At 41.1% G+C, this 17,135-nt stretch carries 20 protein-coding genes; 13 read left to right on the top strand and 7 right to left on the bottom strand.

Annotated elements, in window-relative coordinates; all coding sequences use genetic code 11:
• The first annotated feature begins 183 nt into the window (after positions 1 to 183).
• Positions 184 to 561 carry a DUF2914 domain-containing protein gene (locus tag ACQ4LT_RS12090; RefSeq protein ID WP_445666311.1) on the top strand — a complete coding sequence of 126 codons (378 nt, stop codon included), beginning with the start codon at positions 184 to 186 and terminating at the stop codon, positions 559 to 561.
• Positions 562 to 638: 77 nt separating this feature from the next.
• Positions 639 to 1,076 (top strand): FKBP-type peptidyl-prolyl cis-trans isomerase, encoded by a 438-nt coding sequence (locus tag ACQ4LT_RS12085; protein WP_445666310.1) that lies wholly within the window; start codon positions 639 to 641, stop codon positions 1,074 to 1,076.
• Between the two features lie 59 nt (positions 1,077 to 1,135).
• On the opposite strand, the gene ACQ4LT_RS12080 is transcribed toward ACQ4LT_RS12085, so the two are convergent.
• Entirely contained in the window at positions 1,136 to 1,762 is a 627-nt protein-coding gene (locus ACQ4LT_RS12080) for an O-methyltransferase (protein WP_445666309.1), read from the bottom strand.
• 82 nt (positions 1,763 to 1,844) lie between these two features.
• Here ACQ4LT_RS12080 and ACQ4LT_RS12075 point away from each other — a divergent pair, with 82 nt between their 5' ends.
• On the top strand, positions 1,845 to 2,507 hold the full coding sequence (locus tag ACQ4LT_RS12075) for a lysophospholipid acyltransferase family protein (protein WP_445666308.1): 663 nt from the start codon (positions 1,845 to 1,847) through the stop codon (positions 2,505 to 2,507).
• 307 nt (positions 2,508 to 2,814) lie between these two features.
• Here ACQ4LT_RS12075 and ACQ4LT_RS12070 read toward each other — a convergent pair whose 3' ends face one another.
• Positions 2,815 to 3,894 carry a hypothetical protein gene (locus ACQ4LT_RS12070; protein ID WP_445666307.1) on the bottom strand — a complete coding sequence of 360 codons (1,080 nt, stop codon included), beginning with the start codon at positions 3,892 to 3,894 and terminating at the stop codon, positions 2,815 to 2,817.
• A gap of 76 nt (positions 3,895 to 3,970) precedes the next feature.
• Between ACQ4LT_RS12070 and ACQ4LT_RS12065 the strand changes: the two genes are divergently transcribed.
• The 5 genes from ACQ4LT_RS12065 (at position 3,971) to ACQ4LT_RS12045 (ending at position 8,574) form a co-directional block, all read left to right on the top strand.
• Entirely contained in the window at positions 3,971 to 5,137 is a 1,167-nt protein-coding gene (locus tag ACQ4LT_RS12065; protein WP_445666306.1) for a glycosyltransferase, read from the top strand.
• A gap of 74 nt (positions 5,138 to 5,211) precedes the next feature.
• On the top strand, positions 5,212 to 6,129 hold the full coding sequence (gene xerC, locus ACQ4LT_RS12060) for a tyrosine recombinase XerC (protein ID WP_445666305.1): 918 nt from the start codon (positions 5,212 to 5,214) through the stop codon (positions 6,127 to 6,129).
• A 23-nt stretch (positions 6,130 to 6,152) separates the two neighbouring features.
• Positions 6,153 to 6,452: a ribosome hibernation-promoting factor, HPF/YfiA family gene (gene hpf / locus ACQ4LT_RS12055; protein WP_445666304.1), complete on the top strand. Its 300-nt coding sequence runs from the start codon at positions 6,153 to 6,155 to the stop codon at positions 6,450 to 6,452.
• Positions 6,453 to 6,457: 5 nt separating this feature from the next.
• Positions 6,458 to 7,486 carry an HPr(Ser) kinase/phosphatase gene (gene hprK, locus ACQ4LT_RS12050; protein WP_445666303.1) on the top strand — a complete coding sequence of 343 codons (1,029 nt, stop codon included), beginning with the start codon at positions 6,458 to 6,460 and terminating at the stop codon, positions 7,484 to 7,486.
• A 113-nt stretch (positions 7,487 to 7,599) separates the two neighbouring features.
• Positions 7,600 to 8,574 carry a peptidoglycan DD-metalloendopeptidase family protein gene (locus tag ACQ4LT_RS12045; protein ID WP_445666302.1) on the top strand — a complete coding sequence of 325 codons (975 nt, stop codon included), beginning with the start codon at positions 7,600 to 7,602 and terminating at the stop codon, positions 8,572 to 8,574.
• 80 nt (positions 8,575 to 8,654) lie between these two features.
• Here ACQ4LT_RS12045 and ACQ4LT_RS12040 read toward each other — a convergent pair whose 3' ends face one another.
• Positions 8,655 to 9,341, bottom strand: coding sequence for a TrmH family RNA methyltransferase (locus ACQ4LT_RS12040; RefSeq protein WP_445666301.1), 687 nt, complete (start codon positions 9,339 to 9,341; stop codon positions 8,655 to 8,657).
• 89 nt (positions 9,342 to 9,430) lie between these two features.
• Here ACQ4LT_RS12040 and ACQ4LT_RS12035 point away from each other — a divergent pair, with 89 nt between their 5' ends.
• Positions 9,431 to 9,874: a CBS domain-containing protein gene (locus tag ACQ4LT_RS12035; RefSeq protein WP_445666366.1), complete on the top strand. Its 444-nt coding sequence runs from the start codon at positions 9,431 to 9,433 to the stop codon at positions 9,872 to 9,874.
• 93 nt (positions 9,875 to 9,967) lie between these two features.
• Here the strand turns inward: ACQ4LT_RS12035 and ACQ4LT_RS12030 are convergent, their stop codons facing one another.
• Together ACQ4LT_RS12030 and ACQ4LT_RS12025 are read right to left on the bottom strand one after the other, a co-directional pair.
• A complete protein-coding gene (locus ACQ4LT_RS12030) occupies positions 9,968 to 10,645 on the bottom strand; it encodes a response regulator transcription factor (protein WP_445666300.1) in 678 nt (225 codons plus the stop codon).
• A 115-nt stretch (positions 10,646 to 10,760) separates the two neighbouring features.
• Positions 10,761 to 11,453 carry an alpha/beta hydrolase gene (locus ACQ4LT_RS12025; protein ID WP_445666299.1) on the bottom strand — a complete coding sequence of 231 codons (693 nt, stop codon included), beginning with the start codon at positions 11,451 to 11,453 and terminating at the stop codon, positions 10,761 to 10,763.
• Positions 11,454 to 11,623: 170 nt separating this feature from the next.
• Here ACQ4LT_RS12025 and bioB point away from each other — a divergent pair, with 170 nt between their 5' ends.
• Complete coding sequence (gene bioB, locus ACQ4LT_RS12020) at positions 11,624 to 12,628, top strand: biotin synthase BioB (protein WP_445666298.1); 1,005 nt, start codon at positions 11,624 to 11,626, stop codon at positions 12,626 to 12,628.
• A gap of 200 nt (positions 12,629 to 12,828) precedes the next feature.
• Here bioB and ACQ4LT_RS12015 read toward each other — a convergent pair whose 3' ends face one another.
• On the bottom strand, positions 12,829 to 13,098 hold the full coding sequence (locus ACQ4LT_RS12015; RefSeq protein ID WP_445666297.1) for a GIY-YIG nuclease family protein: 270 nt from the start codon (positions 13,096 to 13,098) through the stop codon (positions 12,829 to 12,831).
• A 46-nt stretch (positions 13,099 to 13,144) separates the two neighbouring features.
• Entirely contained in the window at positions 13,145 to 14,104 is a 960-nt protein-coding gene (locus tag ACQ4LT_RS12010; protein ID WP_445666296.1) for an integron integrase, read from the bottom strand.
• 309 nt (positions 14,105 to 14,413) lie between these two features.
• Here ACQ4LT_RS12010 and ACQ4LT_RS12005 point away from each other — a divergent pair, with 309 nt between their 5' ends.
• The 3 genes from ACQ4LT_RS12005 (at position 14,414) to ACQ4LT_RS11995 (ending at position 17,027) form a co-directional block, all read left to right on the top strand.
• On the top strand, positions 14,414 to 15,175 hold the full coding sequence (locus ACQ4LT_RS12005) for a hypothetical protein (RefSeq protein WP_445666295.1): 762 nt from the start codon (positions 14,414 to 14,416) through the stop codon (positions 15,173 to 15,175).
• A gap of 217 nt (positions 15,176 to 15,392) precedes the next feature.
• A complete protein-coding gene (locus tag ACQ4LT_RS12000; RefSeq protein WP_445666294.1) occupies positions 15,393 to 16,109 on the top strand; it encodes a S1 family peptidase in 717 nt (238 codons plus the stop codon).
• A gap of 12 nt (positions 16,110 to 16,121) precedes the next feature.
• Positions 16,122 to 17,027, top strand: a complete 906-nt coding sequence (locus ACQ4LT_RS11995) for a hypothetical protein (RefSeq protein WP_445666293.1) — start codon at positions 16,122 to 16,124, stop codon at positions 17,025 to 17,027.
• Positions 17,028 to 17,135 lie beyond the last annotated feature (108 nt).

Below are 17,135 nucleotides of genomic sequence, written 5' to 3'. Positions count from 1 at the left end.
ATATATAGCAAAAGCCCTTCAACTCGTAACGACATCTCCCTGTTTAAAGTCGGTTTAATTATTATCGGAATATATGCGACCATTAATGTATTCTATTATTTCAACTTAATTCCGCCTGTGCCCCTATCCCTGCAAAATGGAATTGTTGCATATAATGTTGAGAAACAAGACAATATTTTTACGGTGTCCTACGAACAATCTGCCTTATATAATCCCTGGGAAACGTATGATAAAACCTTCAACTATGCCCCCAATGATACCGTTTTTATCTACACTTCTATTTTTGCCCCTACCGATTTGTCGAAGTCGGTTCAACATCAGTGGCAGCACTATAATCCATCTTTGAAAGAATGGCATACCTCAGACAACATTAGCTATGAGGTTATAGGAGGACGTAAAGGCGGTTTTAGGGGACACACATACAAGGCGAATATTTCACCCGGGAAGTGGAGAGTAAATGTCACAACAAAAGAAGGCCTGGTTTTGGGGAAATTAGAATTTACCATAATTCCCGATTCCAGCTTTGACAAATCACAATTGTCAACGATAAGATTTGAATAATAATACAGTCTCAATTCTCGCTAAAAACCGTTATATTCAAACACATTCACGACAATTAGAAACAAACACAAAGTATTTTGTCTAAAGTTAAAGACGGTGACACCGTAAAAGTGCACTACACAGGAACATTAACAGAAGAAGGAACTGTATTTGACAGTTCTCAAGATCGCGAACCTTTAGAGTTTAAACTGGGAGAAGGAAAATTGATTCCCGGTTTTGAAAAAGCAGTCGTCGGCATGGAAGAAGGCGACGAAACCACCGTGGAAATTGAATCCGGTGACGCTTATGGTCAGCGACGAGAAGACCTGGAGCTGGAAGTAGCAAAATCTGATCTCCCCGATAATATCGATCCAGAGGTTGGTATGCAGCTGCAGATGCAACAGCAAGAAGATGGGCAGGCTATTCCCGTTCAAATCACTGCTGTTGAAGACGAATTCGTTAAGCTTGATGCTAACCACCCGTTGGCTGGCAAAGACTTAACATTTGATATTGAGCTTGTTGAAATCGTTGACTGATTTTACAAGACTCTGCTAAATTTAGAGCCTGAATCTGATTACTCGGATTCGGGCTTTTTTTATTTTTTACGCAGCACTGTAACGCCATCGCGTACCGGCAGCATTACCTGCTCAACGAAATTATCATTCCGAATCATTTTATTCAGCTCGTCAATAGCTCGAGCTTTATCTGATTCGGAATCTAACACCTCCCCACTCCAGAACACATTGTCGATTACCATAATCCCGCCCTGCTCGAGTCGCGGCAGAATCATCTCATAATAGTTAGGATAGTTGATCTTATCCGCATCCAGAAATACAAAATCAAAACTGCCTGAAATAGTGGGAATAGTCTCCAATGCCTTACCCATCAACAGCCTTACCTTAGACCCGGCTTCACTCTTCTTAAAAAACGTGCGGGCGATATCTTCATAACGCTCATTGTATTCACAGGTAAACAATTCTCCGCCATCCGGCAACGCTTCTGCCATCGTCAGTGCCGAAAATCCCGTAAAAGTCCCAACTTCCAGCACTCGCTTAGCTCCTGACATTTTGATTAGCAAACCCAGCAACCGTCCCACCAACCGGCCGCTGAGCATATCGGTATGCTCAAGATTCTTTTCCGAAACACTTATCAGTTCTTTTATGATTTCAGAATGGTCTGTAGTATGATGCTTAGCATACTCTTCTATCTTCCCTTTCTCCATATAAATACCCTTAATTAATACTGGAAACTCTAAAGTAGGCTAAAGATATTCAGGTCAATAACACACAACAAATATTTTCGCCGTGGATTTCATTCCCGCCAAAGAATCACCCGTTTTTATCAAGATATTTCGCCTTTACACCAAACTCCTTTTCAAGTGGAGGTTCAAAACGGTATGGCTCAAACAAGAATATGAACCCTGTTCAGAATGCAAAACCGTTTACTACCTCAACCATCACTCCTGGTGGGATGGGTTAATTCCCTTAATGCTCAACGAATATCGATTTCGTCAGCAAGCTCGCGCCATCATGGAAGATAAACAGATGGAAACCTATTCTCTGTTCCAGAAAATCGGTGCTTTTTCTATTAACAGGAATAATCCACGTAGTGCTATTACCTCGCTGCGTTACGCTGTAAAGTCTTTTGAACGTAAGCAGGCCAGCCTTTTCATTTATCCCGAAGGCACGATCACTCCGGCCGGTAGTTCCATGAATTTTGAGAGCGGACTGGCCTGGCTGCACAACAAGCTGGATAATGTGGATTTTGTCCCTATCGGGATTTACATGCACACTATTCGTCACAGCAAACCGGAGCTACACCTGCATGTGGGGCAATCTGTTCGTTTAAAGGATTCACTACCCAAGGAAGAAAAAACAGCTCATTTCGAAGAGGTGCTCAACCAGATGCTGGCAGAATTACGCCAAACAGCAGGATTTGACGATAGTAAGTTTGAGCAGTTTTTGTGATTTTTTGCCAAACCGCAAGGGGTAATCGTAACTCGTAATAAATTTCGAGCTACATGCCATCCGACCGCTGGCTTTGCGATCGGATAGCTATTACGAATAACGTTTCAGCTATATAAATAGCACAAAAAAAGTATCCGCTACAGCTATCTGTTCTTAAATCGTTCGAGCGTCTGTCCGAATTATAGTAATTAAGCCAACCTCATACCTGCGTACCGCAGCAGAGCTACGGTACGAGATAGCAAAAAAGTATATTAACTCAATAGATCCCCGGCGTTTAAAAACGCCGGGGATCTAGAGGTTCAATTAATCACCACGTCCAACGATACAACTGCTTTGATCGCTGTACCCAATGAGGCCCTTCGGATTTGTACCAGATTCGCATATTGACAAACGGCCAAAAGAGTTTTGCATAGATGCGGTCGGGACAAATATACTCACTTATCCCCTTCGTTGATTCTACCACTCCCTCCTCTGGGATTCTCAAAAAGGCATCACTTTTATAGCGCTGATAAAACGGTCCGTTGTCGAGCAACTTCGACTGTTGAACACGCATTTCAATATTACCGGAACGGAATCCCAGTTTTCGAGCCGTCTTTAATCCAAACAACGTGAGCCCCTTATCTGCCATCTCAACATCTTCAAAGGTTTTCACTACCTCTATATTATGATTGTCAATAAGCCAGGCCCGATGCTGTTGCTCGTGCCTGCGATTCATCACATAATAGATCAATGTGGCTGAATCAAAATGGAACCGTCCCCAGTACCAGTCGTCAAACTCATTTCTCATGGGCTCCTTTCCGGCATTCTGATCATGATATCCCAACCCGTTGAATTGGATTTCCCGCTCCTCCCCTTTTATATCAAGATGTAAATCAGCGGATATATTCGCCCTGGGCTGCACCAAGTTCCAGATGTGACCTTTGGAAGTATTATCAATATTGGTAAAAATATTACCGTTGTAAGGACTGTTAAATAAAATGGTCCCCTCCAGCTGATCTCCATTTGGCAACTGTTCATTAAGTTCCAAATTATATTGCAACTGCTCATCTTTTAAGCGACCCTCCATCTTGTGGTTTCCTATTCTCAGAAGCGGCTGTTCCTCATTAAATTCACAATCCGATTTATCGAACTCGGTAAAACTATAATAGATGGGTTGTCCGTGCTCGTAAATAGAGATGCTAATTGCCGGGTAATCGACGGGAGAAGGGTTTTTATCCGCCAAAATCGCCCCATTATATCGCGTGGAAAACGGATTTCCTTCATATAATATAACGACAAAACTAAATCGATCATCCGAAGAAACACCATCGAAGTACCACCATTGATAGCCACCGGATGTATGGTCAGACTGACGTACGTCCTCCGAAAAATCAGATAATATCTTCATAAGCTGCCAATTAAATAGTTTAAACGATCAGCCGCAAGCTGTTTGATCTTAGGACTGACACCACTACCTTTTAGTGATGACAATTTTACTCTACATAGCACTGGGATACCTGCTTATTACTGGCGGAATTTTATATCTTAATAAAAGGGATTTTACGCCTTTATCCCCCACACCACGCAACTATTTTGACGAGCAGGCTCCGGCGGTGACCATTTGTATACCCGCCCGCAACGAGGCAAACTCTATTGAACGGTGCGTGCGTTCCGCTATCGATCAGCACTATCCCAATCACCATGTTTTAGTACTTGATGATGAATCTACTGACGGCACTTCAGAAATTCTGGCTTCGCTCTCCGAACATTATCCCGATACCCTAACTGTGATTAACGGCAAGCCCAAACCCGACGACTGGCTCGGAAAATCGTGGGCATGTCACCAACTTTCTGAACAGGCGCTTGGCGATATCATTTTTTTTATTGATGCTGACACCTGGCTGGAGCCGGAAACAACGTCCAAGGTCGTACGCACAATGGGTAGTGACGTCGTCGATTTTATCACCCTCTGGCCACAACAAAAGTTTGGTACATTCTGGGAAAAGACCATAATTCCGCTCGTGTATTTTGCCTTGCTCACACTCTTACCCACGCGTTACATATATCGATCACCAAAATGGCTTCCCGGCTTTCTAAAACAGAAAATGAGTCCCCTCTTTGCCGCCGCCAACGGACAGTTTATGGCTTTTAAGAAGAAATCTTATCAGGCTATCGGGGGACATCAATCCGTAAAAGATAACGTAGTTGAAGATGTTGGGCTGGCAAAAAATATTAAAAAAGGCGGATTTCGCATGAAAATGTATCACGGTAAAAATGCAGTAAGCTGCCGTATGTATAAGTCGGGAAAAGAGCTGTGGCAGGGATTCCGGAAAAACTTTTTTGCCGGCTTTGGTCACAATCTTGTCTTATTTATCGGGATGGGGCTGCTGCATATTATCACCTTTATTATCCCCATTCTAAGTTTACCCTTCTTATTTCTATGGGGATCGACGAAGCTCACCCTCTTGGCCCTGGCGGCTGTTTTACTAATGTACTTGCAACGCTTTACGGTGGATACATGGTTTAGCTGGAAACTACGATATGGCTTTCTGCACCCTTTGGGCGTAGGCTGGTATCAGATACTTGGAATACAGGTGCTCTCCGATTATTTCAATGAAGTGTCAGCACAGTGGAAAGACCGTGATATCTAATTGTGTGATCAGGACCTGCAATATCAATTAATAGCTGTTTATTTTTATCTGCAAAGTATCCATATTGCGAGTAGATGAAGAAAGCCATTGACAAATATCTGCGCTATTTAAAGGTTGAGCGAAACGCTTCTGACCATACCATCACTTCGTATAAAAATGACCTGACTCAATTTCTGGAATTTTGCACTAATCATTTTGATGAGTCGGAAGAAAATGTTGATATCACTAAAATCGAACGACTGACCATCCGCCTTTGGCTGGGACACCTATCTGAGCGCAGCTTAGCCAAAAGTACCATAGCAAGGAAAGTAGCTGCCGTTCGTTCATTTTGTAAGTACTGTTTTAAACGCGGCATCGTTGAACAGAATCCGGCACACTTGCTAATTGTCCCAAAAAAAGACAAACCTTTACCTAAAACGGCCAATGCTGAAGATTTAAACAGAATGATGGATTTGGCCGAAGGAAATACCCCGAAATCAGCCCAAAACAGGGCCATTTTAGAATTGCTGTATGGAACGGGCATCCGATTAAGTGAGTTAGTAAATCTCAACGAGGAAGACATCAACTTTAAGCTTAACCAAATTAAAGTACTGGGTAAAGGGGCCAAGCAGCGGATTGTGCCTTTTGGCAAGCAAGCCGGAAACGCATTGAAAAATCATCTTGATACAAAACAAAAGTTGTACGGAAAACGAACGGATGCCGATGCCCGAAAGGCTGTTTTTATTGCAGCAAGCGGACAGCGACTATATCCGCGCGCGGTACAACGCATTGTGAAAGATTATCTACAGCGCGCCAGTGAGGTAACACAAAAAAGTCCGCATGTATTACGGCACAGCTTTGCCACGCACCTGCTTGATCAAGGTGCCGATATAAGAGTGATTAAGGAATTATTGGGCCATGCAAATTTGGCCGCCACACAAGTTTACACGCATACTTCAGTTGAACGACTGAAAAACGTATACGAAACAGCTCATCCAAGAGCTAAAAATTAAACCTAATTTAGGAGGTACATTTTATGAAAACTACGTTCACGGCAAGACATTTTGATGCAAACACCGAACTACATGAATATGCCGAAGATGCGGTACAGAAATTGGACCAGTTTTATGATCGAATTTTAACCTGCGATATTGTTCTACAACCTGTCCCCGATGATGAGAATCCACAACAAGCTGAACTGAATGTGAAGGTTCCACAAAAGTTAATTAATGCAAAAGAACAGGCTTCCTCGTATGAACAGGCCATCAACATGGTTATCGATAATGTAACCCGTCAGCTCAAAAAGTATAAACAAAAAACCTTACATCAGCGATAATCATTATGCCTTTCGGCGACCACGAATCAATACCTAAAAAAGAAAAGATCGCTGTATCATATCTTATTGAACGTCTTCAGGAACGCGTTCAAATAGATCTGCAAAACTTTGTTGCTGAAAGTAATGCCGATCAGCGCCATGTTACCGAGGCGGATTTACACCGTCCCGGGCTGGCGCTGGCCGGATTTGTAAAACTTTTTACTCATCAACGAATACAAATAATCGGTAATACCGAAACAAACTATTTAAAAGATCTTCCCAAAGAAGAACAGATCGAGGCTTTTAAGAATATCACCCAATTTGATATTCCCGTTCTGATCTTGACTCATAACAATGTTCTTCCCGATCACCTGTTACAAATAGCTGACGAAGCGGGCATTCCTGTTTATGGGACTTCTCTGGAAACAACGCAGTTCATGCATTTAACGCGAGATTTTCTGGAAGACCAATTTGCCCTACAAACCATGGTCCATGGCTCTATGGTAGATGTGTACGGCATTGGGATTTTAATTGCCGGAAAATCCGGAATTGGTAAAAGCGAGGTTGCTCTTGATCTGGTTGAACGAGGCCATCGCCTGGTAGCCGATGATGTAGTGATTCTTACCAAAAAGAATAATGTACTAATGACCTCGGCCACCGAAATGAATAAGCATTTTATGGAGATACGCGGTCTCGGTATCATTGACATTATGTCGATGTTTGGGGTCCGGGCCATTCGCTACCAAAAACGACTTGAGGTAGTGCTGGAGCTGTCGCTTTGGGATGAGTCCAAAGATATTGAACGCACCGGATTAAATCGCGATACTACTTCCATTCTCGGCGTCGATATCCCCCTCATTAATCTACCTATTACACCCGGTAAAAATATCACGGTTATTGCTGAAGTTATCGCCATGAATTACCTGCTGCGTCATTACGGCTATGATGCCGCAGAAGCTTTTCAAGACAAGGTCAAATCACATATTGCCGATAAGGCCGATCCTGAGGCTATGCCGCGCAGAGCTATCGAGTATTTTGAAGGTGATATCGAGTAGCGGCACATATTCACCTTTTGAAAATTTGTAATGTATCACTACTTTAAGATTGTTTGTAACAAACGGCTTTTTACTTTCTCTTGCTTATAGATCAGTATGAAAACAAATCATCTATGGCTTTAAACAATTATTACTACTACGACGAGCAGAGCTGTGAGTTCGTGCCCGTCGAATACAACAGCTTAGAACGCATTATCTATACGGCTTGTATCTGGATTTTGTGCGGAGTTGTACTTTCCGGAATTGGTATCTCTATTCTTTCCTTTTCGGTAGGTACACCGGCAGAAATTGCCTTGAAAGCAGAAAATCAAGAGCTTATCGATCAGCTGGAACAAACAAAGACCAAAATTCAGGATTTAGACCAAGAAGTTGATCAACTGGCCAAAGCCGATAATGAAATGTATCGATCGGTATTGGGAATGGATGAAATTCCTTATGATGAGCGTCAGGCTGGTGCCGGTGGTGCTGATGTATATTCCGAGTTTGATGTATATAGCCAAGAAACTGCAGAAATCCTGAAATGGACCGCTGAAAATCTGGAAAATCTGGAACGAAGTATTAACATACAGCAGGTAAGCTTCAACGAAATTAAAAACTACTACAACAATAATCGGGAGAAAATGAAGCATATTCCCGCTATTAAGCCCACTGAAGGCATTATTCTTAGTGGGTTCGGGATGCGCTATCATCCTGTATTACAGTATGAACGCCAGCACGAGGGCCTTGACTTCAGAGCAAATGTAGGGAGCGAAATTTATGCTACGGGCGACGGTGTTGTCAAATATACCGGACTAAAAGGCACTTTCGGTCGACTCCTTATTATTGATCATGAATACGGCTATGAAAGCTATTATGCTCATCTCTCCTCTTTTGCCAAGGGTATAAAACCCGGTACAAAGGTTAAACGCGGCGACCTGGTCGGTTTTACCGGTCAATCGGGCATGGTTGAAGGCCCTCACTTACACTACGAAGTACGGAGAAGCAGTAACCCTGTTGATCCGCTCAACTTCTTATTTGCAGATACTACCCCCGAAGAATATATGATGTATAAGGAGATTGTTGAAAACAATCACCGTTCGATGGATTAACAGCTTTAACAATTTCACTCATTTAAAAGGCTGCTTTTACGGCAGCCTTTTTTATTTACAAATACTTGAACTGCCGCCCACTATTCTTCCTGCTCTTCCAAATAGCGTTGTATAAGTTTTTCGGGAGCTCGAACAGACTTTTTGAGCCAATTAAACTGCAGGTCCAGCTTCTCAGGTTCGGCCAGTGCCCAGTCGTCCCTGCTTTTTCTCAGTCGAGTGCTCAACTCATACAAGCAGAGTGCGGCACTTACCGAAATATTAAAGCTTTCACTAAATCCCACCATCGGAATTTTGGCATAGCCATCGGCATGCTCCAACGCATAATCTGACAGCCCCGTAAGCTCCGCCCCAAAAACCAGTGCCGTTTTTTGATCAAGCGGAATTTCATCGATTGTTGCATCATTATCGTGTGGTGTAGTAGCAATAATTTGATATCCTTTCTCCTTTAACTGGCGGTAACACCGCTCGGTATTATTTTCGCCGGGCTGATTATAGGACTGCAATGTGATCCATTGATCAGCCCCTATAGTTACTCCTTTATTGGGATCGAACTCATTTTTATTTTCGATAATATGCACGTCCTGAATCCCAAAACAATCGCAACTTCGCAATACCGCACTGGCGTTATGCGGCTGATAGATATCTTCCAGGATAACCGACAAATAGCGAGTACGTTTGTCCATTACTTCATTGATCCTCTGCCAGCGATCTTCGGTAGCAAATTGTCGTAAATACTGTATCAACTGCGATTTCAAAGCATTATTCATAAATAAAATAAGGGTGTCTGTTTTTAATCCTTAGAAATGTTATAATGTTTTTGAGTTGTTCTTTATTTCTTACAAAAAACGGAGGTCTTATGCTTGTGCGGGATATCTTAAAAAACAAGGGAACCAAAGTCTATTCTATAGCTCCCAATGAAACTGTTTACCAAGCCATTAGCAAGATGGATAAACACGACATTGGAGCGCTTATCGTCTTGGAAGATCAACAGCTAAAAGGAATTATCAGTGAACGTGATTACCGAAGTAAAGTCATTTTAAAGGGACGTTCGTCAAAAAATACGAACGTTCACGAAATAATGACCGAAGATGTGTATTGTGTAACGCCTGAGGAATCTGTGGAGGCCTGCATGTCAATAATGACAGATAAAAAGATACGCCACCTCCCTATCATGAAAGACGATACTGTGGGCGGTGTAGTCTCTATTGGAGATTTAGTTAAGTCTATCATCTCCAAACAGAAATTTGAGATCAAAAATATGCGCCAATACATACAGGGCGAAGCAACCTATCCGGGCTGATATCAGCAAACTTCGAATTGGGATTATATAAAAAAGCCTTGCAAGAAGAATAATCTTGCAAGGCTTTTAAAGTAGTTAAAGATCTAAAAACTGTTAATCATCACAGCGAATAATGAATCCCTTCTTTCGAACGGTATCAATATACTCATCTTCGGAGTGGTTGCGAATTTTCTTCCGCAGGTAACTAATATATACATTTATATAATTAGTCTGCGTATCGAAATGGATATCCCAGACATTTTCGGCAATCTCTTCCTGGGTAACGATGTTGTTTTTCCGCTTTAGCAAATATACCAACAGATTATACTCATTATTGGTTAAATCGACTTTCGTGTCGTTTACCCAAAACTCGCGCTCCAGCATATCCACTTTAAGTTCTCCACATTCGAGCGTTCGGTCGCCGTTAATCTCTCCAGTACGTCGACTTATTGCCTCAATACGAGCCAAGAGCTCTTCCGTATCGAATGGCTTAGTCAAATAATCATCAACCCCAGCTCGAAGGCACTTAATTTTAACATCCGTTTCTTGTTCTGCCGAAAGAACTAAAATGGGAGTCGTTATTTCCTGATCTCTCACATCCTTGGCCAAGTCAAAACCATCGCCATCAGGTAGTCCCAGATCGAGAATAATTATATCGTACGAATTTTCAACGGCATGCTCTTCGCCGCTTTGGGCCGTTTCAGCAAGATCAACGTTATATTCATTCTTTTCTAATACTGCCTTTACCAACGTGCGTACTGAAGGATCATCTTCAATGATAAGTACATTCATGATAATAAAATATCTCAGTTCCCTATTTTGAAACCATGTAAATCTTGATGGATTATAACCAACTGATTGTAAACATGCTAAGTTTATATCTCAAATTTTAAATTTATTTAAAGTCTTAATAATCCAAGGATGCCAGCCATTTTTGTGTTTCCCGCAAATATTTCCCATCCAATTTATGTGATCCGTCCATCTCTTTGAACATCACATTTGCTCCCCATTCGGATAGCTCTTTACAACTTTTTTGCTGAGGCTCGCTTTTTACGCTTTTATCCCCCGTGCCATGCAGCGCCAACACATTCATATCATCATAACTAACCTTTTCATCTTTAAACACCTCGGTTTTGATACGCGCCCCAATAACGATCAATTCATCTACGAGTTCTGGTCGCGAAAGAGCAAAGTATCCGGCCAGATATCCACCCATCGAATATCCAAAAATCGCCAATCTACTTACTGTAACCTGTTGTAAAATATCTTCCATTAGATTCTCCAGAAAGTCAGAAGCCGACTCTAACGACTTTACAAACTGATCCTGCTCCCCATCATAGAGATACCAGGAACGTCCCCAGTCTTCAACCTTCTTTTTACGGCTGCGATCATAAATGGGATATGGTCCCTGTACAAACAGATGATGGGCCTCCAAATCAAACATCGGGGCAACCAGCTTCTCGAACTGCTCCATATTCTGATTGAATCCATGCAGATAAATAATTACGGGCTTTTCTTCGGATGAATCTCCGGTTTCAATTAATTTATAGGGGACTTCAATATTAAATGTTGCTTGACCTGATTTCAGGGGATTCTTCATTTTTATTTGATAAGTAATAAGTATTTAGGCTATGAATTTGATAGCGAATAAACTACCCATCAAAAGATAAAAATTGAAATATTGATTGCATTATATGCTTTCAATAAATAGTATTTAGCGACCTAACTAATTGGCTTACAATTAATTAAAGACCTAATACCCCAAATACAATGGCTGATTTGCGAACAGATTGGACCAAAGAAGAAATTTCTAACATCTACCACACTTCTTTGATGGAACTCATTTATAGAGCCGCCACGGTTCATCGTGAGCATCATGAAACGGGCGAAGTTCAAGTTTGTACTCTGTTATCTATTAAAACCGGTGGATGTCCGGAAGACTGCGCCTATTGTCCCCAATCTGCCCATCACGATACCGATGTTGAAGCCGAGGATATGCTGGAGCCCGAAGAAATTCTATCAGCTGCCGAACGAGCCAAAGAGGCCGGCAGCACCCGGTTTTGTATGGGAGCCGCCTGGCGATGCGGTCGCGAAACCAAAGATTTTGATCAGGTATTGCAAATGGTGAGCGAAATTACTGACATGGGTATGGAGGTATGCTGTACGCTGGGCATGCTCAACGATGAACAGGCCGAAAAGCTCAAGGAAGCCGGCCTCTATGCCTACAACCACAACCTTGATTCCAGCGAGGATTTCTACAATCGCATTATTTCTACGCGTAAATATCAGGATCGCCTGGATACTATCGAACGAGTTCGGGAAAATGATATCAGCGTTTGCAGTGGCGGTATTATCGGGATGGGCGAAACCGATAAAGATCGTATTGAACTCATTCATAACCTTTCAACCATGCCAGAACATCCCGAGTCGGTTCCCGTCAACGCTCTTATCGCAGTAGAAGGTACTCCGCTCGAAGATCAGCCCAAAGTGCCCTGGTACGACATGGCCAGGATGATTGCCACCGCACGTATTACTATGCCCGATTCCATGGTACGCCTTTCCGCCGGACGCGTGGATATGAACATGGAAGAACAAGCACTCTGTTTTATGGCCGGAGCTAATTCCATCTTTACCGGTGATAAGCTGCTTACTACCAAAAACAACGAGTTAAGCGAAGACAAACGAATGTTTGATATCTTAGGGTTGGAGCCACGTGAGGCTTTTAAGGATGCAAAAGAAGAACATATTCCTGATAAGGTTGAAGCGGCGGAGTAATTTTTTGTATTGGAGGTTAAACGTGACAAGTGAGATGGCAGGAGTGTAAAAAAGTATGTAACTATCAGCCCTTAATAGCTCGGTATTAGTATTCATTGCTCAAAGATTTCCAATGAAATTGGATAGATATCATGCATCACTTTCAATTATCGATTGGGCTCTTTACTCCACGACCCCCTTTTTTAAGGACGTGCGCCCCGTTAGAAATCAAGACACTGCAGTGAGTACTTTAACCTATTTCTCAAATATCGTTTTCCCATCCCGGATTTTAAATATTTCTTCCTGGCCAAGGCATCTGCTTTGTTTAAACATCCCTCAAAATAGATCAACTTTAACGGTCGGCGATGCCGCGTTGAGTTTGTGCGGCCCAACTGATGTTCTTTTACTCTGGATCGCAAATCGCTGGTAAATCCAGTATACCAGTTGTTATCTTTTAAGCTGTAAAGCACATAAACATAATAAAAATTCATCGCTCTGGGATTTCAAACGGGATTGGATGGATATCATGCATCATTTTCAATTATCGATCGGGCTCTTTACTCCCCGGCCCCCTTTTTTTAGGACATGCGTGTAGACCATTGTAGTGCTTACATTTTTGTGTCCCAGCAGCTCCTGCACCGTTCGGATATCATAACCATCCTGCAAGAGATGGGTGGCAAACGAATGCCGAAAGGTATGGCTACTCACCTTTTTGATGATATTGGTTTTTGATACCGCTTCCTTAATTGCCTTGTGCAGATAGGATGACGATTTATGGTACCGCTGGGTCACCTCCGATCGCGGGTCCTTGGCTCGTCGATTTGATGGAAACAGATATTGCCATCCAAATGATGTAACCAAGCTGGGATACTTTTTAGCCAGTGCTTTTGGCAGAATGATTTCCCCATACCCTTTTTCCAAATCCTTTTGGTGAAGCAGCTTTACCCGCTTAATCTGATTTTTGAGCTTTTCTTTACTGACTTCCGGCAGCACCGTAGTCCGGTCCTTTTTACCTTTACCATTACGTACCCAGATCTGATTAAACTCAAAATCGATATCCTTAACTCTAAGTCGAAGACACTCCGACTGACGCAAACCACTCCCGTAAAGCAACTCTGTCATCAGCCGGACATCACCCTCCATATTAGCCAAAACACGCCGAGCTTCTTTAGCAGATAACACCACCGGCAACCGCTTGGGCTCGCTGGCCCGCTGCAAATTATCAAATGCCCCCAATGGTTCATTGAGCACCTGTTTGTACAGAAAAACAATAGCACACAGCGCCTGATTTTGTGTAGAAGCAGCCACATTACGTTCATTCGCCAGCCAGTTTAAAAACTCCACGACCTCCTCCTTTTCCATCTTAAGCGGATGCGTAAGTGCATGAAATTTTATAAACCTAATAATCCACCGGAGGTAGGCCTTCTCGGTGCGGTAGCTATAATTTCTTCTCCGGATTTCCTCTCTTACCTTAGTTAACAATTTACTCTCACTCATTTCTTTTTCTCTCGTGAACAGTTATAAGTAAGACCGCCCAGCCCCCAAAACCTTACAGATAAAATATATTATGCACACACATTATGTGTACAAACCGCTCCCTGCCTTATACAAATAATATTATTACATCCCGGGTCAAAATTAATTTATCCACAATTTTGCATATTATGCTCACAATAAATAGTATTTGAGATGTATGTATAAGACTAGGTTAGGTGTACATTTATATCGGTATTGATCGTAGCCTAATATGTCTGTTATTTGAGTTGTTGGTTAACTTATAGTATCAAACTCAATACAGATTAAATTATGTCACAAGACTATTATCAAGTAAGAGAAGAAATCGAAGATGTGTCTAGTTTTATATCTTCTAATGATTATGATTTCCCTTTTTTAAAAGAAGAAAGTCCTGATTTCCTAATAATTCATGACTCTAAACTTGTAGGAATAGAGCATCAGAGACTATTCCAACCTCCAGATTCTGATGGCGTTTTAATTCAGAATCAAGAGTCTCTAAAAGACCAAATTTATCTAAAAGCGAAGGAATTTTATGATAGACTGGATGGCCCAAACATGCTTGCATTCGTTGATATAAAAGATGTTTATGGTAAAAGTATTGATAAAGAGCAGTATAAACTTTCTAGCAAAGACGTTGATGAAATAGCTGAGCAAGTTGCACACATTGTTTATCAAAAGAATGACCTATCTAAGAAAAAAATTGTCTTAAATGGTACCAGTCTTAAAAATATTGATGATAGAGTTGATGGTATCTCAATTTACAATAATGAACTTTATCAAAGATCATATTTTGATCGAGCTAAGGGAGGCCTAATTCCAACAATTGAGAATTCGTATTTACAAAAACAGATTTCAAAAAAGGAGTCCAAGATTGAAGCATATTACGAAAAGTGTGAAGAGGTTTGGTTACTACTAGTTGTAAATGCTTTAACCTTTGAAAGAGCTTTCGATCTTTCAGATAGCAATGATTTTTTGATGGAGAATTACGAATCAAGTTTTGATTCAATATTTATTTTTACAGCTGATACCCGATCAACTTATAAGCTTAAATAAATATTTATCGTACACCTAACCCGCGCATTAACGCGGACGCACCTCGCCCTCTCTTGCTTGTTTTACTTTCTTGTTGCCAAATAGTAAACTGAAAATTGAATTAACAACAGTCCGTGCGCCGGTTATGCGCAAGGTCGTTAGCCATTTTGGAAAAATATTAACTAATTAAAAATTGATTCTGGTTTTATTTTTAATTTAAAATTAATCATTTAGAGAGATGACTACTTTTGCTGTTTGTAAAGCATCATATAGTTGGATTCCAATACCGACTTCGCCCGGTCGTGCAAAACCTAATGCAGTAGGTGGATACTGTGGAGCAGCTTTTTTTGTTAATTCCAGTACCGCAATTAGTGCACTTCATGTACTTAACAGTCCAACTTTCAAACCTAATCATGGTCGTAACCATGCGCAAGTCTGGATTATCTCTCCAGATAATCACATCGTGGAAATTAATGAATCAATGATTGATCCTTATCCAGATCTTGATTTAGCTATTTTGAATATAAAAGATAGTTTACCTAGAAGTGTTCAGTTAAAATTGGCGTCTGAAGCTCCTGAACAAGGTGAAAAAATTTACAATCTAGGTTATCCCAATACAGGTTCTCCTAACGTTAACTTTAGCGTTAATAACTCGACTTTAGGCCAACCAAAAATTGATTTAACGGGAGGTAACTTGAATTCAGATATAATCAGAAGTAACGGTGTTATTGATTCAATCGAGAAGGAATCTGTTATGGCTAATGACATGTCTCTTAACAATGTTGAGATTATTAGAACAAGCTATGGTGGATCAGTAGGAATGTCGGGCGGTCCACTAATTCGGCAACGAGACCAAAATGTTGTAGGATTCATGTCACATGGATATCCTCCTGATAAAACTGACAAAAATGTGTTATGTGCCATTTCAGTAACAGAATTCAGGAATCATATTTAAAACTTCAATAATATGAGTAACCAAATAATTCTTTTTGGAGCAGGCGCTAGTTATGGTTCAGACAATTCAAACGTACCTCCTCTAGGAGCTGATTTATTTAAGGAACTAAGAAATTTCAACCCTCCTGGTTGGGGACAATTGCCCAAAAATCTTGCAGATATTTTTGAAGAAGATTTTGAAAAAGGAATGAATAGAGTTGCCGATAATTATTCCCATCATATGCCTATTCTACAAAGAGCCATGGCAGCATATTTCTTTAATTTCATACCTAGTGAGTCAAATTTATATAGAAAATTAGGTCAAAGAATTCTAAATAAAAATTGGGATGGTACATTAACTACCCTCAATTATGAAAGACTTTTAGAGATATCATTATTACAAACTGGTTTAAGCCCTGTTGTCCAACAACCGGCTCAAAATTCTAAGCAAGTGGAAGTTTGTTTACCTCATGGATGTTGCCATCTATTCTCGGAAGGAGTTAGAGGAGATGCATCTGCAATTTCATTCTCTGGTGTAAATGTAACTACAGATGGTACTGTAAAAGCAATTAGTGATCCCAACGAATTCCAACAAAGAATAAATAATGATGCCTTCCCGCCAGTCATGAGTTATTTTGAACCTGAAAAAAGGACAACTTCAGGAGCCTCTTTTATTAAAAATCAACGCAAAAGATGGGAGGATTTAGCAAAAAATGCTAAAAAGCTTGCAATTATTGGGGTAGCTGTTAGACCAAGGGATAAACATATTTGGGATCCTCTAGCCAAGTGTTCAGGTAAAATAATCTACTGTTCAGGTCAAACAGGTGGTGAGAATTTTAAAAAGTGGACTGAAAAAAATCGTCCAGACTCATCTGATATAATTTATTACGAATTTTTTGATTCTGCTTTCGATAAAATCTGCAACCATTTGGGATTATAAAAATGGCTAACCCGCGCTATCAGCGGACAGGCCTCGCCCTTTCTTGCTAGCTTCCATTTTTATGGTTACAATTTCAGTTATAAATAATTTCAAAACATTGGCGCCTGC

This window comes from Fodinibius sp. AD559 (genome assembly GCF_052712805.1).
This window is presented reverse-complemented; position numbering and strand designations above follow the sequence as displayed.